The organism is Microbacterium sp. ANT_H45B (assembly GCF_008369345.1).
Classification (GTDB): Bacteria; Actinomycetota; Actinomycetes; order Actinomycetales; family Microbacteriaceae; genus Microbacterium.
Genome location: NZ_VOBK01000003.1, coordinates 734,667 through 761,271 on the forward strand (window position 1 = coordinate 734,667; position 26,605 = coordinate 761,271).

At 69.0% G+C, this 26,605-nt stretch carries 28 protein-coding genes; 14 read left to right on the forward strand and 14 right to left on the reverse strand.

What is annotated here, in order from left to right; translation table 11 throughout:
- Positions 1-39 precede the first annotated feature (39 nt).
- From FQ142_RS15490 to FQ142_RS15500, 3 genes are all read left to right on the forward strand, one after another.
- A complete protein-coding gene (locus FQ142_RS15490; RefSeq protein ID WP_149424009.1) occupies positions 40-1,101 on the forward strand; it encodes an Rv2578c family radical SAM protein in 1,062 nt (353 codons plus the stop codon).
- Between the two features lie 95 nt (positions 1,102-1,196).
- On the forward strand, positions 1,197-1,412 hold the full coding sequence (locus tag FQ142_RS15495; protein ID WP_149424010.1) for a hypothetical protein: 216 nt from the start codon (positions 1,197-1,199) through the stop codon (positions 1,410-1,412).
- 40 nt (positions 1,413-1,452) lie between these two features.
- A complete protein-coding gene (locus tag FQ142_RS15500; protein WP_149424011.1) occupies positions 1,453-1,992 on the forward strand; it encodes a YaeQ family protein in 540 nt (179 codons plus the stop codon).
- A gap of 183 nt (positions 1,993-2,175) precedes the next feature.
- Here FQ142_RS15500 and FQ142_RS15505 read toward each other — a convergent pair whose 3' ends face one another.
- On the reverse strand, positions 2,176-4,464 hold the full coding sequence (locus FQ142_RS15505) for a DEAD/DEAH box helicase (protein WP_149424012.1): 2,289 nt from the start codon (positions 4,462-4,464) through the stop codon (positions 2,176-2,178).
- 289 nt (positions 4,465-4,753) lie between these two features.
- Here FQ142_RS15505 and FQ142_RS15510 point away from each other — a divergent pair, with 289 nt between their 5' ends.
- Positions 4,754-5,650: an aldose 1-epimerase family protein gene (locus tag FQ142_RS15510; RefSeq protein ID WP_149424013.1), complete on the forward strand. Its 897-nt coding sequence runs from the start codon at positions 4,754-4,756 to the stop codon at positions 5,648-5,650.
- Positions 5,651-5,760: 110 nt separating this feature from the next.
- Here FQ142_RS15510 and FQ142_RS15515 read toward each other — a convergent pair whose 3' ends face one another.
- The 9 genes from FQ142_RS15515 to FQ142_RS15555 form a co-directional block, all read right to left on the reverse strand.
- Positions 5,761-8,964 carry an efflux RND transporter permease subunit gene (locus tag FQ142_RS15515; RefSeq protein WP_149424014.1) on the reverse strand — a complete coding sequence of 1,068 codons (3,204 nt, stop codon included), beginning with the start codon at positions 8,962-8,964 and terminating at the stop codon, positions 5,761-5,763.
- A 22-nt stretch (positions 8,965-8,986) separates the two neighbouring features.
- Complete coding sequence (locus FQ142_RS15520) at positions 8,987-9,580, reverse strand: TetR/AcrR family transcriptional regulator (protein WP_056413458.1); 594 nt, start codon at positions 9,578-9,580, stop codon at positions 8,987-8,989.
- Between the two features lie 104 nt (positions 9,581-9,684).
- Positions 9,685-10,854 carry a Gfo/Idh/MocA family protein gene (locus FQ142_RS15525; protein ID WP_149424015.1) on the reverse strand — a complete coding sequence of 390 codons (1,170 nt, stop codon included), beginning with the start codon at positions 10,852-10,854 and terminating at the stop codon, positions 9,685-9,687.
- Between the two features lie 45 nt (positions 10,855-10,899).
- A complete protein-coding gene (locus FQ142_RS15530) occupies positions 10,900-11,964 on the reverse strand; it encodes a LacI family DNA-binding transcriptional regulator (protein ID WP_149424016.1) in 1,065 nt (354 codons plus the stop codon).
- 3 nt (positions 11,965-11,967) lie between these two features.
- A complete protein-coding gene (locus FQ142_RS15535) occupies positions 11,968-12,861 on the reverse strand; it encodes a carbohydrate ABC transporter permease (protein WP_188042434.1) in 894 nt (297 codons plus the stop codon).
- Positions 12,854-13,813 carry a carbohydrate ABC transporter permease gene (locus FQ142_RS15540; protein ID WP_149424017.1) on the reverse strand — a complete coding sequence of 320 codons (960 nt, stop codon included), beginning with the start codon at positions 13,811-13,813 and terminating at the stop codon, positions 12,854-12,856. Before FQ142_RS15540 ends, FQ142_RS15535 begins: the two co-directional genes overlap by 8 nt.
- Before the next feature lie 6 nt (positions 13,814-13,819).
- Positions 13,820-15,091 carry an ABC transporter substrate-binding protein gene (locus FQ142_RS15545; protein WP_149424018.1) on the reverse strand — a complete coding sequence of 424 codons (1,272 nt, stop codon included), beginning with the start codon at positions 15,089-15,091 and terminating at the stop codon, positions 13,820-13,822.
- A 153-nt stretch (positions 15,092-15,244) separates the two neighbouring features.
- Positions 15,245-15,604 carry a fluoride efflux transporter FluC gene (locus FQ142_RS15550; protein ID WP_149424019.1) on the reverse strand — a complete coding sequence of 120 codons (360 nt, stop codon included), beginning with the start codon at positions 15,602-15,604 and terminating at the stop codon, positions 15,245-15,247.
- On the reverse strand, positions 15,601-15,990 hold the full coding sequence (locus FQ142_RS15555) for a fluoride efflux transporter FluC (protein WP_149424020.1): 390 nt from the start codon (positions 15,988-15,990) through the stop codon (positions 15,601-15,603). Before FQ142_RS15555 ends, FQ142_RS15550 begins: the two co-directional genes overlap by 4 nt.
- A gap of 86 nt (positions 15,991-16,076) precedes the next feature.
- Here FQ142_RS15555 and FQ142_RS15560 point away from each other — a divergent pair, with 86 nt between their 5' ends.
- A complete protein-coding gene (locus FQ142_RS15560; protein WP_149424021.1) occupies positions 16,077-17,606 on the forward strand; it encodes an FAD-dependent oxidoreductase in 1,530 nt (509 codons plus the stop codon).
- Between the two features lie 3 nt (positions 17,607-17,609).
- Here FQ142_RS15560 and FQ142_RS15565 read toward each other — a convergent pair whose 3' ends face one another.
- The 3 genes from FQ142_RS15565 to FQ142_RS15575 form a co-directional block, all read right to left on the reverse strand.
- Positions 17,610-18,434 carry a nitroreductase family protein gene (locus FQ142_RS15565; RefSeq protein WP_045252746.1) on the reverse strand — a complete coding sequence of 275 codons (825 nt, stop codon included), beginning with the start codon at positions 18,432-18,434 and terminating at the stop codon, positions 17,610-17,612.
- A gap of 4 nt (positions 18,435-18,438) precedes the next feature.
- Positions 18,439-18,813, reverse strand: a complete 375-nt coding sequence (locus FQ142_RS15570; protein ID WP_149424022.1) for a hypothetical protein — start codon at positions 18,811-18,813, stop codon at positions 18,439-18,441.
- A gap of 68 nt (positions 18,814-18,881) precedes the next feature.
- Entirely contained in the window at positions 18,882-19,670 is a 789-nt protein-coding gene (locus FQ142_RS15575; protein WP_149424023.1) for a MerR family transcriptional regulator, read from the reverse strand.
- A gap of 180 nt (positions 19,671-19,850) precedes the next feature.
- Here FQ142_RS15575 and FQ142_RS15580 point away from each other — a divergent pair, with 180 nt between their 5' ends.
- From FQ142_RS15580 to FQ142_RS15605, 7 genes are all read left to right on the forward strand, one after another.
- Positions 19,851-20,093: a hypothetical protein gene (locus FQ142_RS15580; protein WP_149424024.1), complete on the forward strand. Its 243-nt coding sequence runs from the start codon at positions 19,851-19,853 to the stop codon at positions 20,091-20,093.
- Between the two features lie 29 nt (positions 20,094-20,122).
- Positions 20,123-20,884: an ATP-binding cassette domain-containing protein gene (locus FQ142_RS15585; RefSeq protein ID WP_262492181.1), complete on the forward strand. Its 762-nt coding sequence runs from the start codon at positions 20,123-20,125 to the stop codon at positions 20,882-20,884.
- Positions 20,881-22,452 (forward strand): hypothetical protein, encoded by a 1,572-nt coding sequence (locus tag FQ142_RS15590; protein WP_149424026.1) that lies wholly within the window; start codon positions 20,881-20,883, stop codon positions 22,450-22,452. Before FQ142_RS15585 ends, FQ142_RS15590 begins: the two co-directional genes overlap by 4 nt.
- Positions 22,436-22,600, forward strand: a complete 165-nt coding sequence (locus FQ142_RS17540; protein ID WP_157550753.1) for a hypothetical protein — start codon at positions 22,436-22,438, stop codon at positions 22,598-22,600. The genes FQ142_RS15590 and FQ142_RS17540 overlap by 17 nt, the downstream gene beginning before the upstream one ends.
- Before the next feature lies 1 nt (position 22,601).
- Positions 22,602-23,123, forward strand: coding sequence for a hypothetical protein (locus FQ142_RS15595; RefSeq protein ID WP_149424027.1), 522 nt, complete (start codon positions 22,602-22,604; stop codon positions 23,121-23,123).
- Positions 23,124-23,204: 81 nt separating this feature from the next.
- Positions 23,205-24,044, forward strand: coding sequence for a DUF4097 family beta strand repeat-containing protein (locus FQ142_RS15600; protein ID WP_056413485.1), 840 nt, complete (start codon positions 23,205-23,207; stop codon positions 24,042-24,044).
- A complete protein-coding gene (locus FQ142_RS15605) occupies positions 24,041-24,667 on the forward strand; it encodes a PadR family transcriptional regulator (protein ID WP_149424028.1) in 627 nt (208 codons plus the stop codon). The genes FQ142_RS15600 and FQ142_RS15605 overlap by 4 nt, the downstream gene beginning before the upstream one ends.
- Positions 24,668-24,761: 94 nt before the next feature.
- Here FQ142_RS15605 and FQ142_RS15610 read toward each other — a convergent pair whose 3' ends face one another.
- The gene (locus tag FQ142_RS15610) at positions 24,762-25,304 is read right to left on the reverse strand and encodes a universal stress protein (protein WP_056418976.1); all 543 of its coding nucleotides are present in this window, start codon (positions 25,302-25,304) and stop codon (positions 24,762-24,764) included.
- 149 nt (positions 25,305-25,453) lie between these two features.
- Here FQ142_RS15610 and FQ142_RS15615 point away from each other — a divergent pair, with 149 nt between their 5' ends.
- Together FQ142_RS15615 and FQ142_RS15620 are read left to right on the forward strand one after the other, a co-directional pair.
- Complete coding sequence (locus FQ142_RS15615) at positions 25,454-25,642, forward strand: DUF3073 domain-containing protein (protein ID WP_045254362.1); 189 nt, start codon at positions 25,454-25,456, stop codon at positions 25,640-25,642.
- Between the two features lie 100 nt (positions 25,643-25,742).
- Positions 25,743-26,582 carry an MOSC domain-containing protein gene (locus FQ142_RS15620; RefSeq protein WP_149424029.1) on the forward strand — a complete coding sequence of 280 codons (840 nt, stop codon included), beginning with the start codon at positions 25,743-25,745 and terminating at the stop codon, positions 26,580-26,582.
- Positions 26,583-26,605 lie beyond the last annotated feature (23 nt).

Sequence of the window (26,605 nt, forward strand, 5' to 3'; positions counted from 1 at the left end):
GGGTTGACGTGATAGTCGTTCTTATGTTCGACTGTCTGCATGAGGTGGCAAGGTCAGAAGGTCGGCGACGTCGACTCCGGGGCACTCCCGGGTCTCGAAGACCGCTCGAGCGTGCTGCGCACCGTGACCACGCCCGACTTCGCAGGGATGACCTTCCACGAGGTGCTGTCGAAGTCCGCGCTCAATCACGTCCCCGGCGCATCGCGGATGCCGTTCGCCTGGACGATCAACCCGTATCGGGGATGCAGCCATGCATGCGTTTACTGCTTCGCTCGAGGGACGCACGAGTATCTCGACCTCGACGGCGGAGCCGACTTCGACTCGCAGATCGTGGTCAAGACCAACGTGGTCGAGATTCTGCAGAAGGAGCTGCGCAAGGGCAGCTGGCAACACGAGACCGTCGCCCTGGGCACCAACACCGACCCGTATCAGCGGGCCGAGGGGCGCTACCGACTGATGCCGGGGATCATCGACGCGCTGGCGACGTCGGGAACACCGATGTCGATCCTCACGAAGGGCACGCTGATCCGTCGCGACATCCCTCTGCTGGTCGCGGCCGCACAGCGCGTGCCCGTCGACATCCAGATGTCGATCGCGATGTACGACGACGAGCTGCAGAAGGCCATCGAGCCGGGTACGCCGACGACGCAGGCGCGGATCGATACGGTGCGGGCTCTGCGCGACGCAGGGTTCCGGGTCACGGTCTTCCTGATGCCGATCATGCCCCACATGACCGATTCGGTGGAGGCGCTCGACACCGCACTGCGCCGCATCAAGGAGGCGGGCGCGAGCCGCGTCGTCTACGGCGCGCTGCACCTTCGCGCGGGCGTGAAGCCGTGGTTCATGCAGTGGCTGGGCGAGTACCGCCCGGATCTCGTCTCGTCGTATCGCGGACTGTACCCGGGGGTCTCCGCCGAGGCACCGAAGGGCTATCGGCAATGGCTGGGCAAGAGGGTACGTCCACTGATCCGGATGCACGGTCTCGACGCCGAGCACGAAGACGACTATCCGGTGCGCGGCATCCGCTCGTCCGCCCCGCACGGGCGCCCGGCACCCGCCGTCGCGGCGCCTGCCGCACCCGCGCAGCCGATGCTGTTCTGACGTGCCGATGATCCGAGGTTCCGGCGCACGGCGTTCCGGCGGACTCTCCGGGCCCTCCGGGCGTGTGCGCCGAGCATCCCGCTAGGTTGGGCTGCATGTTCCGCGGATACGTCGCCCTGCTGTTCCTCGCCGGTCTCGCCGCGACCGTCTACGGCACACTGCTGCCGCTCGGCGGCGGCTCGACGCTCGCGATGGTGGGGGCGGCCGCCCTCGGTGCCTCCTTCGTCCTGATCGGGATCGTGCTTCTCGGCGATCGAGGGAAGGCGCAGACGCCCTCGCGCGAGGACGCTGCCGGTCGATCGATCGGGTGAGGTCCGGAGAGCGCGTCCAGGGCGCGTAGGCTCGGTCGTTATGGCTACCGGCTCCACGATGCACACGTTCGACGTCCAGCTGGCCGACATGGATCGTGGCGTCTACGACGACTACTCGCTGCGTGTCGCCCGGCATCCGTCAGAGACCGACGCCTACATGCTGACGCGCGTACTGGCGTACGGACTCGAATTCACCGAGGGCATCGCCTTCGGCGGCGGCATCTCGCAGACCGATGAGCCGGCCGTGCTCGTGCGCGACCTCACCGGCAGCACCACCGCATGGATCGAGGTCGGAGCGCCGGATGCCGAACGCCTGCACTACGGCTCCCGGCTCGCCGAGCGCACGGTCGTGTACACGCATCGCGACCCGGCGAAGGTCATGGCGCCGTGGGCCGACAAGCGCATCCACCGTTCCGAAGACCTGCGCGTCTTCAGCTTCGACCCCGGCTTCGTCGATTCGGCCGCGCCCCTCCTCGAGCGTCGCAACACGATGACCCTCACCGTCACCGAGCAGGTGCTCTACCTCGACCTCAACGGCACGACGCTGACCACCGCGATCCACGAGCACCGACTCGGCTGACGCGGGCTCCTCCTCCCTGCGCCGGTACCGCGCCGTGCACCGCGTCGGGAGGAGAACTGCCTGTCGGGAGGACTCGCTGCCTGAAATCCTCCTCCCGACGCGTGGATCTCCTCCCGGAGAGACGGCGCACGGCATGACGAAGGCCCCGTCCCCGCAGATGCGGAGACGGGGCCTTCGAGCGGATCAGGCCGTGAGATCTGCCGCGGTCGGCACGCGACCGGCGATCTCCTCGATCAGGTCGTCGTTCAGGCGCGCGTTCTCGAACGGCGCCTCGATCTCGGCGCGCTCCAGCAGCTCCGTCATCCGGCGCTGACGCTGGCGCGTGATCAGCGTGACCACACGTCCCGAGCGACCGGCGCGACCGGTACGGCCGGAGCGGTGCAGGTACGTCTTGTACTCGTCGGGAGCATCGGCCTGGACGACCAGGTCGATGTCGTCGACGTGGATGCCGCGGGCGGCGACGTCCGTCGCGACGAGCACATTCACGCGGCCCGAGGTCAGACGCTCGAGGTTGCGCGTGCGCTTGGCCTGGTTCAGGTCGCCGTGCAGCGAGACGGCCGGGATGCCGGCATCGTCGAACTGCTCCGCGAGCATGTCGGCGTACGCGCGGGTACGGGCGAAGACGAGGGTCTTGCCGTCGCGGTCGACGAGCGAGGTGAGGATGTCGGCCTTGTCGCGGTGCTCGATGACGAGCACGCGGTGCTCGATGGTGCTCGAGTCCTGGTCTTCACCGGCGACCTCGTAGACGGCAGGATCGACGAGGAACTCGTCGACCAGCGCCGCGACCTCGCGGTCGAGCGTGGCCGAGAACAGCAGCTTCTGGCTGCCGTCGGCGGTGTGCCGCAGGATGCGCTGCACGGGCTCGACGAATCCGAGCTCGCACATGTGGTCGGCCTCGTCGAGCACCGCGATGCGGCAGTCGGAGAGATCGAGCTTGCCCTGGTTGATGAGGTCCTCGACGCGACCGGGCGTGCCGATGACGATGTCGACGCCCTTCTTCAGCGCGCCCACCTGACGTCCCTGGGGCACGCCACCGTAGATCTGGGTGGTGAACAGACCCACGCTGCGCGCGATCGGCTGGATCGTACGGTCGATCTGCAGCGCGAGCTCGCGGGTCGGCGCGAGGATGATCGCACGCGGCGACCGTCCGAACTCACGACGCTTGCCGGCCTGCGACTGCAGGACGCGCTCGACCAGCGGTGCACCGAAGGCGATGGTCTTGCCCGAGCCGGTGCGGCCACGGGCGAGCACGTCGCGGCCCGCGAGCACGGCCGGGATGCTGGCCGCCTGGATCGGGAACGGCGTGGCCGCTCCCATGCCCACGAGGGTGTCGACGATGTTGGAGCCGAGCCCGAGATCGCCGAAGGTCACACCATCGACCTCGACGGCTGCAACCGACTTCGCCTCGAGGCGCTCGTGCACGACGTCATCGCCCTGCTCGAACTTCTTGCTCGGCGCGGCGGCGGGGGTCGCGTTCCAGTCGTTGCGGCTCGGACGCTCGTTGCGGCTCGGACGCCCGCGGGTGTCGGAGGTCAGCGGGCGCACACGGTCGGTGCGGTACGCACCACCGGTCGACGGACGCGAACGCTCGTCGCGACCGCCCTCGAACGACCGCTGCGTGCGGTCGCGATCGAAGGCGCGACGGGCACGGTCGGCATCGTAGGAGCGCTCCGGGCGCTCCGCGCCGCGGCTCGGCGCACCGGAACCGCGGTCGTCACGACGCGGACGCTCGTCGCGACCGAAGCGCTGACCGCCGCGGTCGTCACGGCTGCCGCGCTCGTCACGGTAGCTTCCGGGACCGGTCGGACGCTGGCCGCGACGGTCGTCGCGAACGGGACGGCCGCCATCGCGGTGGTCGTTGTCGCGGAAGCCCTGGCGCTGCGTGCCGGCACCGCGGTCGTCGCGACGCGGACGCTCGTCGCGCTGGCCGCCGCGCTCGTCGCGGTAGGTGCCGGGACCGGTGGGGCGCTGGCCGCCACGGTCGTCACGACGCGGGCGGTCGTCGCGGTCGAAGCGAGGACGCTCGTCGCGTCCGCCGGCGCGGGTCGGGCGGTCGTCGAATCGACGCGCACCGGTCGAGGCGCGGTCGCTGAAGCGGGGACGCTCGGTGCGCTCGTCGCCGCGGTGATGCGGCGCCTCGCGACGGCCGGACTCGGCGCGGTTGCGGATGCCGCGAGCCTCGTCGCGACCCGCACGCTCCTGCGCGCTCCAGCGCTGCTTGGGAGCGCCGGTCTCGGCCTCGGCCGCGCGGTATCCGCGGTGTCCGACGCTGCGGCTGCCGGGGCGACGGTCGTAGCCGCCTGCGGCGGGAGCGCTGCGGCGCTCGCCGGCATCCGCTCGTCCGCCGCGCTCGGGACGCCCGGCGTCACGGCCGCCGGTGTGGCGGTCGTGGAACGAGGTCTTGTTCGCGCCGTAGCGCGGCTCGAAGTTGGCGGCGGGGCGTCCGCCGCGGGGCTTCTTGTTCTTGGGCATGGATGCGTCCTTCTGAGTTCTCGCACGAGAACAGCGCTGCGCACACGCGCGAGCACCCTGTGCCTGATCCAAAGTGATCGAGCTCGGGGTTCCGGACTGTCAGCGGCCGGGGCCATTCATGTGATGGTTGATTTACGTCGATCGACGCTCACCATCGGCCCCTGGACTCACACTTCTTACACAAAAACGTCCGCGCCATGCGCGGGTGTCCGAAGCCGACCGCACAAGTGTAGCGGGCACGCCTGAAAGAGTGCCAAGTCCGGCTCGCGGCGAGCCATACGATGGCGAGGTGAACTCCGCTTCCCCCACCGGCATCCAGGTGCACCTCCAGCTCGGCGACGTCAGCGCCCAGATCGCTCAGGTCGGCGCGTCGCTCCGCGCCCTCCGCATCGGCGCGGTCGATCTGATCCCCCCGTATCCGCTCGACGCTCCGACACCCTCCTGTTCGGGGGTCGTGCTCGCCCCCTGGCCGAACCGGGTGCGCGACGGACGGTGGGATGACCGCGGCACGGAGCGGCAGCTCGCGATCACCGAGCCGAAGTTCCGGAACGCCAGCCACGGACTGCTGCGCTTCACCTCCTACGACATCTCCGAGACCGCATCAGCGGCGACGCTGACCGCGACGATCGTGCCGCAGACCGGTTACCCGTACCTCGTCGAGACGAGCGTGACCTATGTGCTGCGGGCCGACGGCATCGACGTCACGCACGCCCTCACGAACCGGTCGGCCACTGCGGCACCGGTCGCCCTCGGCACGCATCCCTTCTTCATGATCGGCGATGTGGACACGCAGGATCTCGTGCTGCGCGTTCCGGCGCAGACGGCATTCGATACGGACGAGCGGATGCTGCCCACCGGATCGCGCCCGGTCGACGCGGCGCTGCGCGACGGCATCCGCCTGGGCGACACGAGCCTCGACACCGGGTTCGCCGATCTCGATCGCGACCCCGACGGACTCGTCCGGCACTCGCTCACCGCGCCGGACGGTCGCCGCCTCACGGTCTGGCAGGGGGCCGGCTTCGACTTCGCGCAGGTGTTCACGACCGACAAGTACCCCGGACAGCCGCTGGCGGTCGCGATCGAGCCGATGACGGCCCCCGCGGACGCGCTGAACAGCGGCGCCGGCATCCGCCGCCTCGATCCCGGCGAGACCTGGACGCTCGAGTGGGGCATCACGCTCGACTGAGTCCCCGGCGCCGCGGGCACGATTCAGCACCGATACGCCGATGCCCGCCCGGGAATCGCTTCCGGGCGGGCATCGGGCTCAGCCATGCTGAATCGCAGACGGGGCGGCGATCACTCGCCGCGCTCGCGAAGCTCCCGACGCGTCAGCTGCGGCGCATGCGGCAGACCGGCACCGGCACCGGCACCGGCCAGTGCCACATCGCCGGCAGGTACAGGGCCGTCGGACGGCTCGTGGTCGGCCGACGCTGAGCCGTCGTCGCCCGATCCCGCCCTGCGGGCACGACGCCGCTCCTTCGCACCCTCGACGAGGTTGTAGAGGGTCGGCAGCACGATCAGCGTCAGCACGGTCGAGGAGATGAGTCCGCCGATCACCACGATCGCGAGCGGCTGCGAGATGAATCCGCCGTGCCCGGTGATGCCGAGCGCCATCGGGGTGAGCGCGAAGATGGTCGCGAGGGCCGTCATCAGGATCGGCCGCAGACGCTTCTCACCACCCGCCTTGACGGCATCGATCGTCGACAGACCCTTCTCCCGGTACTGGTTCACCAGGTCGATGAGGACGATCGCGTTCGTCACCACGATACCGATGAGCATCAGGACACCGATCAGCGAGGCGACGCCGAGCGGCACGCCCGTGACGATCTGCAGCAGGATCGCTCCGGTCGCCGCGAACGGCACCGACACCAGCAGCAGCAGTGGCTGGCGCAGCGACTTGAACGTCGCCACCATCACCACGTAGACGATGAGGATCGCCGCCAGCATCGCCAGGCCCAGCTGCGAGAACGAGTCGGCCTGCTGCGAGGCGACACCGCCGACCTCGGCCGACGCACCGTCGGGCAGGTCGACCGCAGCGAGCGCCGCGGTCACCGAGGCGGTGGCGGTGGCGAGGTTGTCGGATGCCGGAGGCACGGTGATCGTCGCGGTGCGGCGTCCCTGCTCAGTGGTGATCGACGTCGGCCCGTTGCGCTCCTCGACGGAGGCGATGTCCTGCAGCTGCACGACGCCGAGGGCGGTCGGGATCGCGAGCTCGCGCAGCGCCTGCGCCGTGGTGGGCGGCTCGGACGACGCCAGGTAGACGGTCAGCGCGGTGTCGTCGATCTCGATCGAGCCGAGCTGCTCGGGGCGCATCGTGTTCGACACGATCGCTCCGACGGCGACCTCGGACAGACCGCGCTGGGCGGCCGCGTCGCGGTCGACGACCACGGCGAGGTACGGCAGAGCGGCGGCGAGGTTGTCGGTGATCTGGCCGATGCCGTCACGGTCCTTCAGCTCGTCGATGACGGCCGTCGTCGCGGTCTGAAGGTCGTCGGAGCCGGATGCCGAGACCGTGATCTCGATGTCGCTGGAGCCGAGTCCGGCCGATGCCGCGACCGACACCTCGCCGACGTCGGTGAGGTCCTCGATCGCGCTCTGCACCGACGCGCGCAGCTTCTCCTGGTCGGCGTCGCCGTCGGTGAGCACCGAGTAGGTCACGCCGGCGCCGCCCGAGAAGGCGTCGCGCAGCGCCGAGCCGCTCGATCCGATCGATGCCTGCACGTGGGTGACGCCCTTGATGTCCAGCAGTGCGTCCTCGACGGCGATGGCCGCCTGGGACTTGGTCTCCAGGCTCGCCGTGGGTCCGAGGTCCTGCGTGACGGTCATCGTGTTCTGACCGGAGTCGCTGAGGAAGTTGATCTTCATCAGCGGCGCCGCCGCGACGGTCGCACCGAGCACGATGACGGCGAGGATCACCGTGATGCCGGAGTGCTTGAGCGTCCACGCCAGGATCGGGCGGTAGCCGCGCTGGAGTCGGGTCGGAGGAGCATCCTGGTGCTCCGGGTCGATCTGCACGCCGTTCTCGTCGAGCAGCGGTTTGCCCGGGCGGAGGAACCAGTAGGCGAGCACCGGGACGATCGTCAGCGAGACGAGCAGCGAGGCGACCATCGCGATCGACACGGTGACCGCGAACGGACGGAAGAGCTCTCCGACCACGTCGCCGACGAACACGATCGGCAGGAACACCGCGACCGTGGTGATGGTGGAGGCAGTGACCGCCATCGCGACCTCGCGCACCGCGAGGCGGATCGCGTCTCCCTTGTCGGCGTCGCCGACGTAGTGGCGTTTGATGTTCTCGATCACGACGATCGAGTCGTCGACGACGCGACCGATCGCGATCGTGAGGGCGCCGAGCGTGAGGACGTTCAGCGAGTACCCGAACGCCTGCAGTCCGATGAACGTGATGAGCACGCTCGTCGGGATCGAGATCGCCGTCACGAGGGTCGAGCGGATCGAGAAGAGGAACACCAGGATGACCAGCACGGCGAACACGAGACCGAGGAGTCCTTCGACGGCCAGTGTCTCGATCGATTGCTGGATGAAGGGCGCCTGATCGAAGATGATCGTGAAGTCGGCATCGGGGAACGTCTTGCCGATCTCGTCCAGAGCGGCGATCACGCCCTGCGAGACGTCGACCGTGTTGGCGGCGGGCAGCTTGGTGATCGAGATCGAGAGCGCGTCCTTGCCGTCGACGCGAGAGATCGAGGAGACCGGGTCGGACTCCTGCACGACGGTGGCGACATCGCCGATCGACTGGTCGGAGCCGACCAGGGGAAGGGCTGCGAGCTCCTCCACCGAGGTGATCTTCGCGCCGGTCTGCACGGTGAGCGTCTGGCCGTTCTCGGTGATGTCTCCACCCGGGAACAGTGTGCCGTTCTGCTGCAGAGCCGTGCTGATCGCCTGCGTGCTCTGTCCTGCGGCGGCGAGCTTCGCGAGATCGGGGGTGATCGTGATGCGCTGTCCGACGCCGCCGATGATCTGGGCGGCGTTGACCCCGTCGACGTCCTCGAGGTCGGGGATCGCGATGTTCTGAAGTTCGGCCTGGGCGTTCTCGGCGTCGTCGAAGCCGGTGACCGCGACCTGGATCACCGGGAAGTCGTCGATCGACACCGTCAGGACCTGCGGGCTGAGGTCGTCGGGCAACTGACCCGAGATGCGGTTGATCGCCTGCTGGATCTTCTGCTCGGCTGTCGCGAGGTTCGTGCTGTACGCGAAGGTGGCCTGCACGATCGACGCATTGGTGGTGCTCGTCGCCGTGGTGGCCTCGAGCCCCGGCACGCCCTGGATCGCCGATTCGATGGGGGTCGACACGTCGTTCTCGACGACCTCGGGCGAGGCGCCGGGGTACGTCGTCTGCACCACGAGGTTCGGGAGTTCGAGCGACGGGATGAGCTCCTGCTTGAGGTTCGTCAGAGCGAGTCCGCCGAACACGGCGGCGACGATCGTGATGAGCGCGATCAGTGCGCGGTTCTTGAGACTCAGGACGGCGAGGTTCGACAAGGCGGATTCTCTCTCGATCGGATCAGGCGGATGCTGCGGCGGCGGATGCGGAGGGGGACGCCGGAGAGGGAATGAGGATCCCGGCGAGGGCGTCGCGGATGAGCTCTTCGTCGAGCGGCTCGTCGTGGATCTGTGAGTGCCACAGTACGCCGTCGATGAAGGCGGCGGCGGCCCGTGCGCGATCCGTTCCGTGGACAGGCGAGATGAAGCCGACGATCTCCTCGGACCAGCGCCGGGCGAAGGCGCGGACGCGGGGATCGTGCACGGCCGCGGTCACGACCGCGCGGTCGGCCTGCACCGCCCTCGCGTCCTCGAGGCTGCGGTGCACGAGTCGCGCGATGCCCTCGGGGCTCACACCCTCTGCGGCCACCGCTCGCCTGGTCTCGTCGATACGCACCTCGACCTCGGCGGCGAGCGCGCCGATGGCCGCTTCGCGCAGGTCGTCGAGGGTGGCGAAGTACTGGGTGGTCGACCCCAGCGGCACACCGGCGCGGGCGGCGACCTTGCGGTGCGTGAGAGCGTCGACGCCGACCTCGATGATGAGCTCGGCGGCGGCCGTGATGATCTCGAGACGGCGTGCCTCAGGGTCGCGGCGGCGGCGTGTGCCCTCGCTCATCCGGATCCCCCTGCGCTGTCATGCCTGTACGCACGTACATGTACGTTTGTACATTCTGCGCGGCGAACCTGGGCATTCGCCCGGTGCAGGCGCTCAGCGTCCGGCTACTCGACCTGACCGCGCTCGAAGTACGCGACGAGGTCGGGCTCCAGTGCGGGGATCGCGATCGCCGAACCGTCTGCGCGCAGGGACTCGGTCGCGAGGATGCCGGCGGCCACCGCCTCGCGAGCGGCCACGGGTGACGTCTCGGTCACTCCCCCGTCACGCACGAAGCGCAGGAACTCCGCGACCAGGAGCGCATCGGCGCCGTCGTGCCCTGCACCCTCCGCTTCGGGAACGACGAACGTCTCGTCGGCCTCTGCCGCACCTCGGTGCCGACGGTTCCACAGCCTGACCTCGCTGCCGGCGGTGTCGCCGAAGTTCTCGATGCGCCCCTCGGTGCCGATCACCGTGTAGTTGCGCCAGTAGTCGGGGGTGAAGTGGCACTGCTGGTACGACGCGAGGATGCCCCCTGACAGGCGCATGTTCACCATCGAGATGTCCTCGACGTCGATCACGGGGTTCAGACCCGTGAGCGATGCGGGCGGCCAGTTGTCGACGCTGAACCAGTCGGGCATCCGCTCTCCGGTGCGATCGCGCCGGTCGGCGATGCCGCCGTAGACGCTGAGTTCGCCCATCGCCGCGACCTGCTCGGTGTACGCGCCGGCCAACCAGTGGATGATGTCGATGTCGTGCGCCCCCTTCTGCAGGAGCAGCCCCGTCGTGCGGCGACGGTCGGCGTGCCAGTCCTTGAAGTAGTAGTCGCCTCCGTGTCCGACGAAGTGGCGCACCCACACGGCCTTGACGGCACCGATCCGTCCGTCCTGGATGAGGCCGCGCATGAGCGTGATCACCGGCATGTGGCGCATGTTGTGCCCGATGTAGAGCGGACTGCCGGTGCGGCGGGCCGTCTCGAGCATGGCGTCGGCGTCGGCGAGGTCGATGGCGAGGGGCTTCTCGCAGAACACCGCCACACCGGCTTCGAGGGCGCGGATGCTCAGGGCGGCGTGCGTGTCGTCGGGCGTCAGCACCATGACGGCGTCGACTCCCGAGGCGAGCAGGTCGTCGAGCGAGTCGGTGACGAGGGCCTCGGGGAGCAGCCGCCGCGCGTCGTCGCGAGCACGCTCCGATGGGTCGCAGATCGCGGTGATGCGCGACCCCTGACCGGGGCGGTGCACCTCCTCGCGCAGGGTGGCGCGCGCGCCGAAGCCGATGATTCCGATGGTGAGATCCACGGTGGTCCTTCTGAGAGTCGAATCGTGGGTGCGCGGACGCCTGCGTCAGCGCACGTGAGTGGTGGAGGAGTCGAGGTCCGTCGACGCCCCGGGGAACAGCGACCAGGCGAACTCGTACAGCCGCGCAGGGGAGTCGTCCGCCGCGAGAGCGCGGTCGATGATGATGCGCGCCTGCCGGTCGTAGAAGTCGGTCGGGCCGACCGTTGTCAGGGTGGGGGCGATGAGTTGCGCGTCGGGGGTGTTGCCGACGCCGATCACCGCGACGTCGTGCGGCACGCGGAGTCCGAGCATGTGCGCCGCATTGATCGCCGCGATGGCCGCGAAGTCGGTCGTCGCGTAGATCGCATCCGGCCGGTCGTCGCGCGAGAGCAGTCGCACCGCCTGCGCGAAGGCGCTCGCCTGGCCCTCGGTGTAGGTCACCGTCCACTCGGGATCGACCTCGAGGCCGGCATCCGCCATCTTCTCGAGGTACGGCGTGTACCGGGTGACCTGCGTGGGCGCGAGGCGCACGGCCCCCTCGGCGGCCAGACATCCGATCCGCACGTGCCGTTCGAGCAGATGGTCCATCGCGAGCTCGCACCCGGGGATCGCGTCCGAGCGCACGACGTCGAATCCGGCGGGTTCGAGGTGCTCCGAGAACACGACGAGTCGCTGTCCGCGCTGCACGAGGTCGGCGAGCTTGCGCTCGGCATCGTCGTCGATCCCCACGCCGTCGAGATAGGCGACGTCGCTCTCCACCCGGTCGAGAGCCGCATGCCAGTCGCCGTCGGCGAGGATCAGCGTCGTGAGGCCGTGCCTGTTCGCCTCGACGTTCACGGCATCCGCCACCGCGAGCGACCACGGGTCGCTGAGCATGTGCAGCGAGAGCTGCACCATGCCGCTGCGCCCGGTGCGGATCGTCCGCGCCGCGATGTTGGGCCGGTAGTTGAGCTCGTCGGCCGCCGCGAGCACCCTGGCCGCGGTGGCCTCGGCGACGCCCGCCCCCGACGCCGCGCCCGAGCGTCCGGAGAACACGTACGACACCGTGGCCGTCGAGACGCCTGCGCGCTCTGCGACCATCCGGAGCGTCGGACGCCGTGAGGTCGTCGACTGCTGCCTGCGCTCTGCCATCGGTCAGCCCTTCGATCCGCTGAAGGCGATGCCCTGGATGAACTGCCGCTGCAGGATCATGAAGGTCACCAGCATCGGCAGGGTCGCGAGCAGCGCTCCCGCCATCAGCACCGGGTAGTCGGTGCCGTGGATGCCGACGAGCTGCGAGAGCCCGACGGACAGCGGCATCTTGGCGGGGTCGGTCGTCACGATCAACGGCCAGAGCAGATCGTTCCAGGACCACAGCACAGTGAACACCACGAGAGCGATGATGCCAGGCTTCGCGAGCGGAACCATGATCCGCCAGAAGGTCTGCCACGGATTCGCCCCGTCGATGCGGGCCGCCTCCTCGAGTTCCGCCGGCATCGACATGAAGAACTGACGCATGAGGAACGTGCCGAAGGCACTGAAGATCCCGGGCACGATCAGCGCCTGCAGGGTGTTCAGCCACCCGAGCGACTGGATGATCTCGTACTGCGGCAGCAGGTACAGCTGCGAGGGCACCATGAGCACCGACAGGAACACCACGAACAACGCGTTGCGTCCGGGGAACGGGATGCGGGCGAACGCATACCCGGCCATGGTGCACAGCACCACCTGTCCGACCGTGCGGCCGACCGTCAGCAGCACCGAGTTGGCGAACATCTGCGCGAACGGCATCGAGTCGAAGACCTCGGCGAAGTTCGTGAACACCCACTCTCGCGGCAGCAGGCTCGGCGGCACCTGCACCGAGTCCGACAGCGTCTTGAACGAGGTCAGCAGCTGCCAGAGGAACGGGAAGACCATGAGGATCGCGCCGAGGAGGAGTACGACGTGGACGATCCAGAGCGCCCTGTTGCGGGGCTTTCCGGGACCGGCGGCCGAGCGACCGGTCGGAGCGCCGACGATGGCGCGCGTGTCGAGCGAGACCTCACTCATAGTGCACCCACTTCTTCTGCAGACGGAACTGCACGACCGTGAGCACCAGGATGATCACGAGCAGCAGGAAGGCGACGGCGGCGGCGTAGCCCCGGTCGTTGTCGAGGAACCCGGCTTCGTAGAAGAGGTAGACGACCGTGCGGGTGTTGGGCATCGTCGGATTGCTGCGTCCGAGCATCATGTAGATGAGGTCGAACACCTGCAGGGCGCCGATCACGCTGATGACGCTGACGAAGAAGATCGACGGCGACAGCAGGGGGATGGTGAGGGAGAAGAACTTGCGCACCGGACCCGCACCGTCGAGATCGGCCGCCTCCATGATCGTGTCGGGGATGCCCTGGAGGCCCGCGAGGAAGATGACGATGTTGGTGCCGAGGCCCGCCCAGATGCCCACGACCGCGATGGCCACGAGGGCTGTGTGCGGATCGGTGAGCCAGCTCCGGCCCTCGATGCCGACCGAGCCGAGTGCGGCGTTGAGCACGCCGTAGTCGCCGTTGTAGATCATGCGCCACACCAGCGCGATCGCCGCGGGCATCGTGACGACGGGGATGAAGTACAGCGTCCGATAGGCGCTGCGCCCCCTGAGCCCTGCGGTGTTCAGGAGGGCGGCGATTCCGACGGCCAGCGGGATGCCGATGAGGGCGATGACCGTGTAGACGGCGGTGTTGCGCAGTGCCCCGATCAGCTCCGGGTCCTGGAACAGGCGGACGTAGTTCTCGATCCCGACCCATTCCGCGCCGCCGAACGGGCCCGATTTCGTGAACGAGATGATGAGCGTGCGCACGGTCGGCCACAGGTAGAAGACGGCGATGCCGAGGGCCGTGGGGCCGAGGAAGACGAGAGCCCACCAGGGGGATGCGCCCGGGTTGCGTCGGCGACGGCGGCGACCGGGGCTGGACGCCGCCGGCATCCGGTCCGTCTGGGCGTGCGCGGGTGACGCGATGACGGTCACGTCCGGTTACTCCTGCTCCGCATCGAGCGCTGCCTGCATCTGCTCGGCGAGGTCCTTCAGACCCGCTGCCGGGGCGACGGCGCCCGACCAGACCTGCGACAGCACCTCACTCTCGATGCTCGTCCACGCCGATGTGTTCTTCGAGACCGGGTAGGGCACTGCGGTGGCGAGGGCGTCGATGTAGACCTGCAGGTCGAACTTCGGCTGGGCGTCGACCCATGCCTGCTGGGTGCCGTTGAACGCGGGGATCACCGTGCCGGACTCGGCCTGGATCTGCGCCGCCTTCTCACCGCTCGCGAAGGCGGCGAACGCCTGCGCCTCGGCAGGATGCGAGCTCTTCGCGTTGGCGACGTTGCCCACACCGTGGATCACGCTCTGGTTGCCTTCCGGCCCTTCCGGGAGCGGCGCCACGTTCACCTTGTCGGCGATGTCGTCGTTGTCTCCGTAGGCGATGGCCGCCCATGAACCGTTCTGGAACATCGCGACCCTGCCCGAGAGGAAGAGATCCTCGGGGTTGGTGTCGGTCATCTGCTGCGCCGTCGGAGACGACCCGGCCTCGATCAGGTCGGTCCACAGTTCGATGCCCGCGAGCGCCTCGGGCGAGCCGTAGCCGCTCTCGGTGCCGTCGGCCGAGATGACCTCGCCACCGGCCTGCGCGATCGAGTTGTAGTAGTTCTCCTGGCCGTACTGGCTCGCGGCCACACCGAACTGGCCGGTGGCCGGGTCGGTGAGCGCAGCGGCCGCCGCGGTGAAGTCGTCCCATGTCCAGCCGGCGGTCGGGTAGTCGACGCCTGCGGCGTCGAAGAGCTCCTTGTTGTACCAGAGGGCGACCGTGTCGAAGTCCTTGGGGGCGCCGTACAGCTTCCCGTCGAACGTGTAGAGGTCGATGAGGCCCTGCGGGTAGTCGGCGGCATCGATATCGGCGTCGTCGAGGGGTGCGAGCTGGCCGTTCGAGGCGTAGAGCGGGAAGTTCGGACCGTTCATCCAGAAGACGTCGGCGGCGGATCCACCTGTGGCCGCAGTCTGCAGCTTGGTGAAGTACTCCTTGTAGGGCGTCACCTGGATGTCGATCGTGACGTTCGGGTTCTCCTCCTGGAAGGCGGCGGCGATGTCTTCCATCGCGGGCTTCTGGTTCTCGTCCCAGATGGCGTAGCTGAGGGTGACGTCTCCCCCGGACGAGCTCTCTCCCCCGGTCGATGACCCACAGGCGCTGAGCGCGAGGACGGCTGCCGCAGAGGCGGCGAGCGCGGCGAGGGTGCGGCGGAAGGTGCGGGGCATCGGTGTCTCCTTTGACGGGTGCAGGGCATCGCGCCGAGCGGGATCGGGTGTTAAACGATTAACTGTTAAACGATTAGCAAGACATTAGCCCGAGCGCGCGAACGGCGCAAGCATCAGACTCCACCCCGCGGCGGCAGTGTCAGGAGAGCGAGGTCAGAGCAGCGAGCCGAGCACCAGCCCGAGACCGGCCGCGAGCAGACCGAGCAGCAGCATCCCGACAGCGTTGAAAGCGGATGCCCTGCGCTCGCCGTCGCGCCAGAGCGCCACCGTGTCGAGCATCGCGGTGCTGAAGGTCGTGTAGCCGCCGAGCAGACCGGCGCCGAGGAGGAACGCCTGATCGGGCAGCGCCGCAGTCACGACGCCCAGCGCGAACGAGCCGGTGAGGTTCACGACGAAGATGCCCCAGGGGAAGCGACGACCGGCGACCGTCGCGACGCCGAGATCGACGAGGTACCTCAGCACGGCACCCACACCCCCGGCGAGCGCCGCTGCGACGAACAACAGGGGGTTCACGAGTCGACTCCTGCGCGGCGAACGGTCGAGCGAGGGCGTCCGATCCGCAGCCCGAGCACTGCCGCCGCGAGACCGAGCACGAGGCTGACCCCGGCGTAGGCGGCGGCGAGCAGCGGGGCGTGCGCCCAGAGCGCATCCGTGCTCGTCATGAGCGCACTGTACGTGGTGAAACCGCCGAGCACACCCGTGCCGAGGAACACCCGCAGACCCGTGGTCTGCGGCAGCCGTGCCGCGAGGATGCCGATGAGCAGCGCGCCGAGCACATTGACCAGGAGAGTGGCGACGGGCACGCCGCCTGCATCCGGCATCCAGAGTCCGACGGCGAGCCGTGCTGCCGTGCCGAGGCTGCCGCCGGCGAAGACGAGCAGCAGCGAGCGAGAGGTCACGCGGCAACTCTAGCCTCGCCATGGCAAGGCGATCGGCGATTGTCAACCGGGTGCGGATCGAGAGCCCCGGCACGAAGACTGGGGCCATGAAGCCACTGTGGAAGCTCGACCGGACCCCGCCCACCGGCACACCGTTCGACCCGGGGGCGCGACACGATGTCATCATCGTCGGTGCGGGCCTGACCGGCCTGACGACCGCCGTCATGCTCGCGCGTGCCGGACTCGATGTCGCGGTGATCGAGGCGGGAGAGGTCGCCGAGCTCGCCACGGGAGGCAACACCGGCAAGCTGAACCTGCTGCAGGGCAAGCGCCTCGCCGAGATCCGCGCGCACCACCCGGCCTCGCTGGTGCAGGCGTACGTCGACGGCAACCGCGAGGGCATGGACTGGCTGGTCGCGTTCGCCGATCACGCCGGGGTCTCGTACGAGCGGCGCACCGATCACTCCTATGCCCAGGACGAGAGCGGAGTCGACGCGGTGCGGCAGGTGCACGCGGCGGCGCGCGAGGCGGGACTCCCGACGCGGATGCTCTCGCGGTCCGAGCTGTCGTCCACCGCGTTCCCCCTCGCGGGGGCGGTGGCGCTCGACGAGCAGGTGACGATCGATCCGGCCCTGGTGACCGACGCCCTCGCTGCGGAGTTCCTCGCCGCGGGCGGAACCCTGCACACCGGCGTCCGCGTCACCGCGACCCACGCTCTGCCCGAACCGCGCGTGGAGACTCCGGTCGGCCCCCTGTTCGCCGAGCACATCGTGATCGCCACCGGGTCTCCGATCCTCGACCGCGGTCTGTACTTCGCCAAGATGCGCGCGTTCCGCTCGTACTGCGTCTCGTTCCGCGTGCCGGGCGACGTGCCCGAGAGCACCTTCATCTCGGTCGACGGCTCGACCCGCTCGATCCGTCCGGTGTCCTCCGCGGACGGACCAGGCGGCGACGCGCGACTCGTCGTCGGCGGCAACGGACACCCCGTCGGACGCTCCGACGGCGAGGCGGCGGCCGTCGACGATCTCGTGTCGTGGGCGCGCACGTGCTTCCCGGAGGCCGAGGAGACCCACCGCTGGTCGGCCCAGGACTACGAGTCGCACAACCAGATCCCCTTCGTCGGCGCGATGCCGCGCGGGCTCGGCCGCATCCGCTTCGCGACCGGATACGCGAAGTGGGGCCTGTCGAACGCCCCCGCCGCCGCCCTGCGACTCACCGCCGAGATCCTGGGGGCGAGCTGGCACGATCGTCCTGGCTGGATGGTGAAGATCGGCACGAGGCTCACCGTCCCCGCGGATCTCGCGCGCGGCGCGGTCGAGGGGGCCAAGGTCGCCGCGGCCGCGACGACCGGGTGGATCGACGCCGAGTCCCGTCCCGTTCCCGTGCCGAGGCCCGCCGAGGGAGAAGGCGTCGTCGCGCAACGCAGTGGGCGCCCCGTCGCGATCTCGACGGTCGACGGAGTGACCCGCGCGGTCTCGGCCGTGTGTCCGCACCTCGGCGGCGTGCTCGCGTGGAACGACGCCGAATGCACGTGGGACTGCCCGCTGCACGCCTCGCGCTTCGCCCCCGACGGCACCCGTATCGAGGGGCCCGCGCTTCAGGACCTCACGGTGCTCCCGCGCACGAGCGGCGGGTGACGCTCAGTCCCGGGGCGGCGCGCCGGCCCCGGGAGGCGGCGAGTCCCACCCCTGCTGGGGCTCGTCGCAGTTCTCGCGGAACACGTACTGCGAGACGAGCTTGCGCTGGTGGCTCGACCAGTCGATCGCCGGCCGGCGCTGCTCCGGGGGCAGATAGCCGAGCCGGTAGACGGCCATGAGCTCCAGGTCGTCGGGCACGCGCAGCAGCGCGTTGATCTCGTCCCAGCGCCCCGGCACCTCCATCGGGAACGAGATGAACTGGATGCCCATGCCCAGTTCGACGGTGGTGAGCCAGACGTTCTCCATCGCCGCGCCCATGCTGAACACCGAGTAGAACGACGACAGCTGGCCCGGACGGTACTCGCTGCGATCGAGCATCACTCCGAGCAGCAACGGGGATCCGCCGACCAGCTTGTGGTTCTCCTCCCCCAGCGTCTTGGGCACGCCGAACGTGTTCATCAGCTTCTGGCCGCGCTTGGTGAAGACCTGGCTCGTGAAGGGCCGCAGCGCCGCGGGGAGCTTGTCGAACAGCATCCCGCTGCGCTTCTCCTCCATCTCGGCCTGGCTGAAGCGGAAGTACGGCTTGTACCGCTCGAAGAACGTGCCGTTCGACATCGCCTCGGTCATGCTCTCGCCGGAGATGCGGGCGATCTTGTCGATCGTGTCGCGGTTCTCGATGACCACGAAGCGCCACGGCTGGCTGTTCAGCTGCGAGGGCGCCCGCCCCGCCGCCTCGAGCAGTATGCGCTGATGCTCCTCCGACACCGGGTCGGGGAGGAACGGCCCGTTCGTGGTCTTGCGGCGGCGGATGGCGTCGAGCAGTTCCATGCGTTCACTTCCGGTCGGTGACGAGACGCGAGCAGATCAGGCCCGCGACGATGAAGGGCGCTGCGGCGAGCGCGACGAGCGGATGCCGCCTGCTGTGCGTGCCCAGGTACGGGATGGCGGCGAGCGGTGCCACGGCGGGGGCGAGCACGAGGGCCGCGCGGCGGCTGGCGTGCCTCGGTCGGCCCCAGACGAGCGCCGAGAACGCGGCGGCGGAGGCCACACAGGTCGCGATGTAGATCGCGTGATGCAGCCAGCGGAAGCCACTCGTGTCGATCAGCTTGGCGGCGACGGCCGACCCGAGCGCGACGTTCGCGGCATAGGCTCCCGCAGCCACCGCGAACAGCGGGGCGGCATCGGTGCGTCTGCGGCGGGGGGCCATGGCACGACCCTACGCCCCGCCGCGGCATCCGATCTCGGTCTTGCCACGGCGGGGCGGATCCCTGCGGGTCACAGGCTGCTCTCCGCGTAGACGCGGAGCGCGTCGCGCACGAACTCCGCTCCCTGCGTGCCGCCGGCGGACGTCGCGTAGTTCGCGCCGAAGCGCGCATCGGCGACGTACATCTCGCCGAGGCCGATCACGTAGCCCCTGACGTCGCCGTCCGGCACCGCCGCAGGCGTGCCCGGGATGCTCGTGAGCCATGCCGCATGACGTCGCGCGATCTCCTGGGCCTCGTCGGATGCGGGATCGATGCCCCGCTCGGCGGCGGCGATCCAGTCCCGGCCGAGGTCGGAGACGCGCTGCTGCCAGTCGGCGCGCTCGCCCTCGGTCATCCCCCGCCACCAGCGGTCGCTGTCGGCGTATGCCTCGCGGCCCCACCGGCGCTCGACCTCATCCCGGTGCCGGGTGTGATCGAACCCGTCGAACATGTTCTCTGCCATGAGTTCCTCACCTCCTCTCAGTGTCTCGATGGTGGTCTCGACCGACGCGATCTGTCGCGCCAGCCGGCCCTGCTCCTCGCGCAGCAGCGCCAGGTGGGTCCTGAGTGCGGACTGCTCGCCGCCACGAGAGGTCGACGCGTCGAGGACCTCTGCGATCTGCGGCAGCCCGAGCCCGAGTTCGCGCAGCAGCAGGATGCGCTGCAGACGCAGCAGCGCGGCCTCGTCGTACTGGCGATACCCGTTGCGGGCGACACGCGACGGGGGCAGCAGCCCGATCGCGTCGTAGTGGCGCAGCGTCCGGCTCGTGGTGCCCGCGAGTCTTGCGACCTCCTGGATCGCCCACTCCCTCCCTGCCATCACTGCTCCTCTCGTGGGTCCGTCATGCGATGTCCCCACGCTAGGAGTTGACGCAGCGTCAAGGTCAACCGAGTTGCACCCAGCGTCAACGTATGTCAGCATTCTGCTCTCATATGACTATGTTTACGTTCTAGAGGCAGCACAGCCTCTCGCTGTAACGAATTTATGGAGGTGGTGTACATGTCCCTACTGGCGGCAATCGAACCGACGATGATGCGTCGGCGTGCGCAGGACGCGATCGACGATGCGATCCTGCGGATGGACGCGTGGTGGCTGGTGCTGATGGCGGCGATCCTCGTCTTCGGGGTCGCGTTCCTGGCGGCCCTGGCGCTGTGGTGCTTCTTCTCCGCCGGTGGTCGCAGATTCAGCGGCAACTGGAAGTGGGGCAAGACCGGCGTCTCCGTGTGGATCGAATGCGTCTAGACCCACGTCGCCTCCGTGCATCGGTGCCGATGCACGGAGGCGACGGCGCTCCGCTTCCCGATGCCCGGGCCCTGCTCGAGGTGGCCGACGTCACCTTCGGGTACTCGGCGCGGGCGTCGGCCCTTCGCGACATCTCGTTCTCGCTCGCGCCGGGCGAGAGAGTCGGTCTGGTCGGGCCGAACGGCTCGGGCAAGTCGACGCTCATCCGCCTCGTGGCAGACCTGTTGCAGGTGCGGCGAGGCAGCATCACCATCGACGGCCGCCCGAACCATACCCGTGCGTCGCGCGAACTGCTCTGCTACATCGCGAGCAACGACACCCTGCCGCAGTTCCTGACCGGCCGCGAGTACATCGAACTGATGCATCGTCTCTACCGGACGACTCCCGACGCCGCCGCCGTCGACGACCTGCTCGATCGCTATCAGATGGGGGCGCGGCAGTTCGACCTCATCGAGGACTACTCGCACGGGATGCGCAAGAAGATCCAGCTCGTCTCGGCGCTCTCGCTGGGCAGACCCCTCACGATCATCGACGAGACGCTCAACGGCGTCGACGTCGACGCGCTGTTCGAGTTCGAGATCGATGCCGCCCGCATCGCGGACGACCGGGGACTGCTGCTGTGCAGCCACGACTTCCGCCTCCTCGAGAACGTCTGCGACCGCGTGATCGTGCTGTGCCGGGGCGAGATCGCGTTCGACCTCCCCACCGCACGCGTACTCGACGACGTCGGATCGGTCGACGCGCTGGTCAGGCGGGCGATCGCGATCGCCCGCACGCAGGAATCGCCATGAGGCCGTCGCTGCAGCTGGCCGGATTCCTCTGGACATTCCTCGTCCGACGCATCCTCCGCCGCGGCATGCTCCGCGTCACGGCCGTCCGCTGGGTGCTCGTCGCCGCAGTCGCGGCGGCGTTCGTGGGCTTCTGCGCGTTCGGGGTGCTCGCCCTGCGACAGCTGATCGTCGAGCCCGAGCAGCTCCCTCCCCTGCTGCGTGTCGTGGGCGTCTCGATACCGCTCTGGGTGCTCACGGCGTTCACCGTCGTGCGGGTGCTGTTCCTCAAGGCCGGCGATCTGATCGAGCTCACCTTCTCCTTCCCGCTGACCAATCGGGCGCGCGGCCTCGGCGTGCTGCTCTTCGAGACACTGCTCGTCGCGATCGCCGTCACGTTCGCGCTCGGCGCCGTCGTCTCCGGAGCACTCTCGATCGGCGGCGTCAGCATCCTCGACGACATCCTGACCTGTGTGGTCCTGCCGGCGGTCGTCGCCTATCTGCTCACGAGCGTCGCGTACCTGGCGCTCGAGCGGCTGCTCCTGCGCATCCGTCTCGCCCGGCTCCGCGCCTTCCTCGTGCCGGTGGCGCTCGCGGCCGCCATGGCCGTCGTCTATCTCGGAGTGTCGGCGCAGTCCGAGCCGGTGCTCTTCGCGGCGGTGGGTCAGGGCGACGACTACTTCGCCCCCTCGCTCGTGTTCGCCGACATCGCCGCAGCGCACGGACTGATCGCCGCGCTCTCGGTGTGGGCCCCCTGCGTCGCGCTGCTCATGCTCGCGGTCATCGCGATGGCGCCTCGGCAGTTCGAGCCGACGCGGCGCTTCGCCGTCGTTCCCCGTCTGTTCGGGTCGACGGAATTCGGCGTCTACTTCTCGGCCCACATCCGGGCGATCGAGACCATCACCGTGATCGGCCTGGCGCTGGCGGGGTCGTACGCCCTCTTCCTCGCGAACGTCCGCCTCCCGCCCCTCCTGCTCATCGCCGTCTCGGTGCAGTCCGTCTACTCCTTCGTCTCGACCGAGTCGCTGCGTGCCACCGGGCCACGGCGGCACGGCCCGTCGATGCGCTATCTCCTGATCCTCGGCCCGCAGCTGGCGACTCTCGCGCTGATCGCAGTCCCGATGAGCGCTCTCTCGGCCCTCACCGGAGCGCCCGCCGACGCCATCCTCACCGTCATCGGCTTCGCGGCGTCCAACATCGTCGTCCTGACCCTCGCCGGGATCGCCTTCCCTCCCGAGAAGGGCAACCCGTTCTCCGTGATCGCCGGCGTCGCCATCGCGGGGCTGGTGGTGGGGACGATCATGCTCGGCACGAACCTCCTCGGGCTCCCGGCTCCGTTCACCGTCGGGGTGATGGTCTTCCTCACTCTCCTCTCCGCCGCACTCTCCATCGCAGGGATGGACAGAACAGAAAGGACCGCTCGTCATGAAGTGGTTGTTGAGGACCGCCGTGAGCGCGGTCGGAGCGCTCGTCGTCACCGCGGGGGCGGCGATCGCCACCGCGATCTGGTTGATGTTCGCGGAAGGATCGACGGAGGGCCGACGGCTCGGCTTCTTCGGGGCGGTCTTCGTCGAGGTGCATCCGAGCGCTGACGGGCCCACCCAGTTGGGAGCAGGGCTGAACGACCCGCTGCCGATCATCCTCAGCATCGTCGTGGTGACGGTGTTCATCCTCGCCGTGTTCGCCGTGCACGATGCGCTCGTCGAGCGGCGCAGATACCTCCTCGCCGGGGGTCGGTGAGATGTGGTCGGCCCGTGCCGAGCGAGTCGGCGCGGGCCTCGTCTGCCGCTGGCTTCTCCTCGCGGCTTGGCCTCTTCACCTCGCCTTCGGCGCGCTGGTCGCGGCGACCGCCGCCCTCGCCGCCGTCACCGAGCAGACGGGGATAGCGGATGCAGTGGCCGCACTCGCTGTGCAGTACGTCCTCGGACTCTGCTGTTCCTTCGGCCTGCACGAGCTCGGGCACCTGTTCGTGCTCTCGCGCGCAGAAGGGGTCACGGCGATCACCCTCGAGCGCACACTCTGGCGGCTGTCGGTCAGTGCGCACGGCCGGATCAGCGGGCGCGATGCGGTTCTCGCGGCGCTCGCCGGGCCCGGCACCTGCGTCGCCGTGGGCGCAGCGCTCCTGCTGCTGGCCCCGCAGTCGCACCTGCACCTCTGGTACCTGGCGCACGCCGTCTTCCTCGTCCCGATCTTCGGTGACGGGAGAGCGGTGCTCTCCGTCATCCTCTCCCGACGCCGGCGGATTCAGACGCAGGCCGAATGAGGGGTTGACAGATTCGAGATATATCGTGTTACGCTGACCGAACACGATATATCGTGATCGCTCAACACAGGAGAAGCAGACATGACCGAGAAGTGGCTCGTCGCCCCCGGCGAAGAACGCGTGATCGACATCGAGAACGTCACCCGACTGAAGATCGGCCTGGTCGGCGGTCAGGTCGATGTGATCGCGCACGACGAACCCGGCATCCGCATCGAGGTGCACGGTGTCACCACCAAGGACCTGCGCATCGAGGCGAACGACGGCGAGGTCGAGATCGACCACCCGCAGCTCGGCTGGGACAACTTCCTCGAGGTGTTCCGCAACTTCGGCTCCGGAGGACCCAAGGCCGAGGTCAGCGTCGCGGTCCCCCGCTCGATCGCCCTGAACCTGGGCGTCGTGAGCGCCGGCGCACTGGTGTCGGGCATCCGCAACGACGCACGGTTGAACACCGTCTCCGGCGACCTCATCGTCGACACCCTGATCGGCGACCTCACGGTCAACTCGGTGTCCGGCGACGTGCAGGTGCGCGGGCTGACCGGATCGATCAGCGCGAACAGCGTCTCGGGCGACGTCGCCGTCACCGGCACCGTCCGTCGCGCGACCGTCGACATCGTGTCCGGCTCGACGCTGGTCGACGCCGCGGGAGACGTCAACACCATCACTGTGAACTCCGTGTCGGGCGGCACCACGGTGCGCCTCGACGAGTCGCTCGCTGCGAACTACGTCATCCGCTCGCTGAGCGGGCGCCTCCTCATCGACGGCGTGGAGCGCAACACGTCGGGCCCCAGCAACTACACCGGCTCGACCGGCGAGCTCGCCGGGCGCTTCGTCGACCTGCGCGCCAACTCGGTCTCCGGCGGCGTGACGGTGCTCCGCCGCTCGCCGGCATCCATCACCGACGATGCGGAGTGGGAAGCATGAGTCCTGCGGTCTTCTCGCACGGCGACCTGAGGCTCTACCTCCTCTCGTTGCTCGCCGAGGCACCTCAGCACGGGTACGGGATCATCCAGGCACTGACGGACCGCACCGGTGGGACGTACACGCCCAGCGCCGGCACGATCTACCCCCGGCTGGCGAAGCTCGAGGAGGAGGGTCTCGTGAGCAAGACCGTTGACGGTCGCACGACCATCTACGCGATCACGGACGCCGGACGCGCCGAGCTCGCCTCACGAGAAGGCGACCTCGCCGGCATCGAAGCGGGGCTCACCGATTCGGTGCGGCTGATCGCCAACGAGGTGCGCCAGAGCGTCAAGGAGGCCATGAAGAGTCTCCGTGCCGACCTCGCCACCGCGGCGAAGGACGATCGCGCCGCATCGCCGTCCCGTCCCCGCAGTGCGGGTGACGACGAGCGCTCCCTCACCCGCGAGGAGATGCACCGAGCGGATGCCGTCATCAACGCCTTCCGCGCCCGGGTGCGTACAGACCTGCGCACCCACATCGCGAAGGGCGGCACGTTGCCGGCATCCGTGGTGACGCAGCTCGAGGACGGCTTGGATGCCGCCGCCCGCGGCATCACCACCGCACTCGCCTCGCTGGGGCGCTGACGTACTGCGCGTTTCGTCTCGCTCCGCTCGCTCAACGACCGGATCCACTCCGCTCGTTGAGCGAGGAGCGCAGCGACGAGACGAAACGCGCGTCCTACTCCGTCCAGATCTCCGGCTGTGTGTCGGGCACGGGTTCCTCGAGTGGGACCACCAGCACGGACCGATGCTGACGATGCGCGAGTCGCGCCGCCACCGAACCCGTGAAGAACTCCCTGATCGACTCGCCGATGCCCCGCTTGCGCGTGCCGACGACGATCAGCTGCGCGTCGAGGCGGTGGGCGAGCTGCTTGATGGCGAGGGCGGGATCTCCGACGAGCTGTCTCGCGGTCCAGGTGAGCCCCGATCCGTCGAGCACTGCGGCAGCCTGAGCCTGCACCGCCTCGAACTCGGCCGTACCGGCGTCGAAGTTGACGTCGATGGGGGCGGAATGCACGTATCCGTCAGGATCCTCGTAGGTGACGAAACGTGTGACGTCGACATGGGTCACGACCAGTGGCACGCGCAACAGTCGGGCGTAGCGCGCGGCCTCCTCGATGACTCTGGGCGCCTGGCCCGGTTGCATCCCGACGATGACCGCTTTCTGCAGTGTCGCGTTCTGCGCCGCCTCATCGGCGTGCTCGGCGTTGCTCTCGGTCATGAGGATCGCTCCCTTCACCAGCCTGCCGACGGGCCAGGTCGGTCCGCCCGCGTGCTATTCTGAATGCTACTCTTACCGGCCTTCAGCCGGTGTCGTGAATGACTCGGGCTTTCGTTGCCCGCAGCTTAACTCGTGAGGGGGTCTCGCGCATGGGCCGTGGCCGTCAAAAGGCGAAACACACCAAGATCGCTCGCGAACTGAAGTCATTCAGTCCGTCGGTGAACTACTCGGCGCTCGAACGTGAGCTCGCGCACCCGAGTGACTCGGAAGACGCGTACGTCGACAAGTGGGCCGACGAGTACGCAGACGAAGACGAGGATGAACTAGAGAAGGCCTGATCGCCCCTCTGTTCGACTTCTCCCCCGCACGACCTGCGGGGGTTTCGTCGTACCCGGCGACCGGTTCCCCGTGTCGTCGCCCCTCCGAGAGGATGCCCTGATGCCCCACGTGGTCGCCCTGTACCGCCATCCCCTCAAGGGCTTCACCGCCGAGTCCGTCGAGGAGCTGCACGTGCAGTCCGACGGCAGGGTCGCCGGCGACCGTGTCCTCGCCTTCCGGTTCGCGGACGCTGCGACACCGGAACGGCGCGAGGACGGTCTGGACCACTGGCCGAAGGCGCGGGGTCTCTCACTGCAGGACTTCCCCTCGGTGGCCGCGCTCCGCACCCGATACGACGATGCCTCCGGTCGGGTGCGGATCGAACACGGCGGCGACCTGCTGGTCGAGGCCGGCCTCGACGCCGACGGTCGCACCGCGCTGGCCGAGGCCGTCACCGAGTTCGTCCTCGCCAGCCCCGAGGGCCGCAAGCTCTCGCGCCCGGGTCGTCTGCCGCTGGTGCTCGTCGGCGACGGTGAGACGGCGCGTTTCCAAGACCGCGCTCGCGGCTTCGTCTCGGTGCACGGACGAGCGAGCACTCTCGCACTGGGCGGCGCACTCGGGATCGACGTCGACGATCGCCGCTTCCGATCGAACATCGTGATCGACGGCGTCGACGCCTGGGAGGAGCTCTACTGGTCAGGCGAGGTGCGCATCGGCGAGGTGACACTGCAGACGGAGGGACCCATCGTGCGGTGTCTCGCGACACATGCGAACCCCGACACCGGCGTCCGCGACGCCAAGGTGCTCACGACCCTCACCGGCGCCCTCGCTCAGGAGGACCCGACGCTGGGACGCCTGCTGCTTCCCGCGACGCTAGAGGGCTCGGTCTCGTCCGGCACGATCCGGCTCGGCGACGAGGTGCGTCTGCCCACCGCGCAGGGAACTCCCGCGCCGGCCTGACCCCGCAGCACCGTCAGGCGCGC

What these genes read in the sequence shown, in the direction of transcription:
- FQ142_RS15490 (WP_149424009.1), top strand. Translation starts at nt 40, where the DNA reads ATGAGGTGGCAAGGTCAGAAGGTCGGCGACGTCGACTCCGGGGCACTC.
- FQ142_RS15495 (WP_149424010.1), top strand. Translation starts at nt 1,197, where the DNA reads ATGTTCCGCGGATACGTCGCCCTGCTGTTCCTCGCCGGTCTCGCCGCG.
- FQ142_RS15500 (WP_149424011.1), top strand. Translation starts at nt 1,453, where the DNA reads ATGGCTACCGGCTCCACGATGCACACGTTCGACGTCCAGCTGGCCGAC.
- FQ142_RS15505 (WP_149424012.1), bottom strand. Translation starts at nt 4,464, where the DNA reads ATGCCCAAGAACAAGAAGCCCCGCGGCGGACGCCCCGCCGCCAACTTC.
- FQ142_RS15520 (WP_056413458.1), bottom strand. Translation starts at nt 9,580, where the DNA reads ATGAGCGAGGGCACACGCCGCCGCCGCGACCCTGAGGCACGCCGTCTC.
- FQ142_RS15530 (WP_149424016.1), bottom strand. Translation starts at nt 11,964, where the DNA reads ATGGCAGAGCGCAGGCAGCAGTCGACGACCTCACGGCGTCCGACGCTC.
- FQ142_RS15535 (WP_188042434.1), bottom strand. Translation starts at nt 12,861, where the DNA reads ATGAGTGAGGTCTCGCTCGACACGCGCGCCATCGTCGGCGCTCCGACC.
- FQ142_RS15545 (WP_149424018.1), bottom strand. Translation starts at nt 15,091, where the DNA reads ATGCCCCGCACCTTCCGCCGCACCCTCGCCGCGCTCGCCGCCTCTGCG.
- FQ142_RS15560 (WP_149424021.1), top strand. Translation starts at nt 16,077, where the DNA reads ATGAAGCCACTGTGGAAGCTCGACCGGACCCCGCCCACCGGCACACCG.
- FQ142_RS15565 (WP_045252746.1), bottom strand. Translation starts at nt 18,434, where the DNA reads ATGGAACTGCTCGACGCCATCCGCCGCCGCAAGACCACGAACGGGCCG.
- FQ142_RS15570 (WP_149424022.1), bottom strand. Translation starts at nt 18,813, where the DNA reads ATGGCCCCCCGCCGCAGACGCACCGATGCCGCCCCGCTGTTCGCGGTG.
- FQ142_RS15575 (WP_149424023.1), bottom strand. Translation starts at nt 19,670, where the DNA reads ATGGCAGGGAGGGAGTGGGCGATCCAGGAGGTCGCAAGACTCGCGGGC.
- FQ142_RS15580 (WP_149424024.1), top strand. Translation starts at nt 19,851, where the DNA reads ATGTCCCTACTGGCGGCAATCGAACCGACGATGATGCGTCGGCGTGCG.
- FQ142_RS15585 (WP_262492181.1), top strand. Translation starts at nt 20,123, where the DNA reads ATGCACGGAGGCGACGGCGCTCCGCTTCCCGATGCCCGGGCCCTGCTC.
- FQ142_RS15590 (WP_149424026.1), top strand. Translation starts at nt 20,881, where the DNA reads ATGAGGCCGTCGCTGCAGCTGGCCGGATTCCTCTGGACATTCCTCGTC.
- FQ142_RS15595 (WP_149424027.1), top strand. Translation starts at nt 22,602, where the DNA reads ATGTGGTCGGCCCGTGCCGAGCGAGTCGGCGCGGGCCTCGTCTGCCGC.
- FQ142_RS15600 (WP_056413485.1), top strand. Translation starts at nt 23,205, where the DNA reads ATGACCGAGAAGTGGCTCGTCGCCCCCGGCGAAGAACGCGTGATCGAC.
- FQ142_RS15605 (WP_149424028.1), top strand. Translation starts at nt 24,041, where the DNA reads ATGAGTCCTGCGGTCTTCTCGCACGGCGACCTGAGGCTCTACCTCCTC.
- FQ142_RS15610 (WP_056418976.1), bottom strand. Translation starts at nt 25,304, where the DNA reads ATGACCGAGAGCAACGCCGAGCACGCCGATGAGGCGGCGCAGAACGCG.
- FQ142_RS15615 (WP_045254362.1), top strand. Translation starts at nt 25,454, where the DNA reads ATGGGCCGTGGCCGTCAAAAGGCGAAACACACCAAGATCGCTCGCGAA.
- FQ142_RS15620 (WP_149424029.1), top strand. Translation starts at nt 25,743, where the DNA reads ATGCCCCACGTGGTCGCCCTGTACCGCCATCCCCTCAAGGGCTTCACC.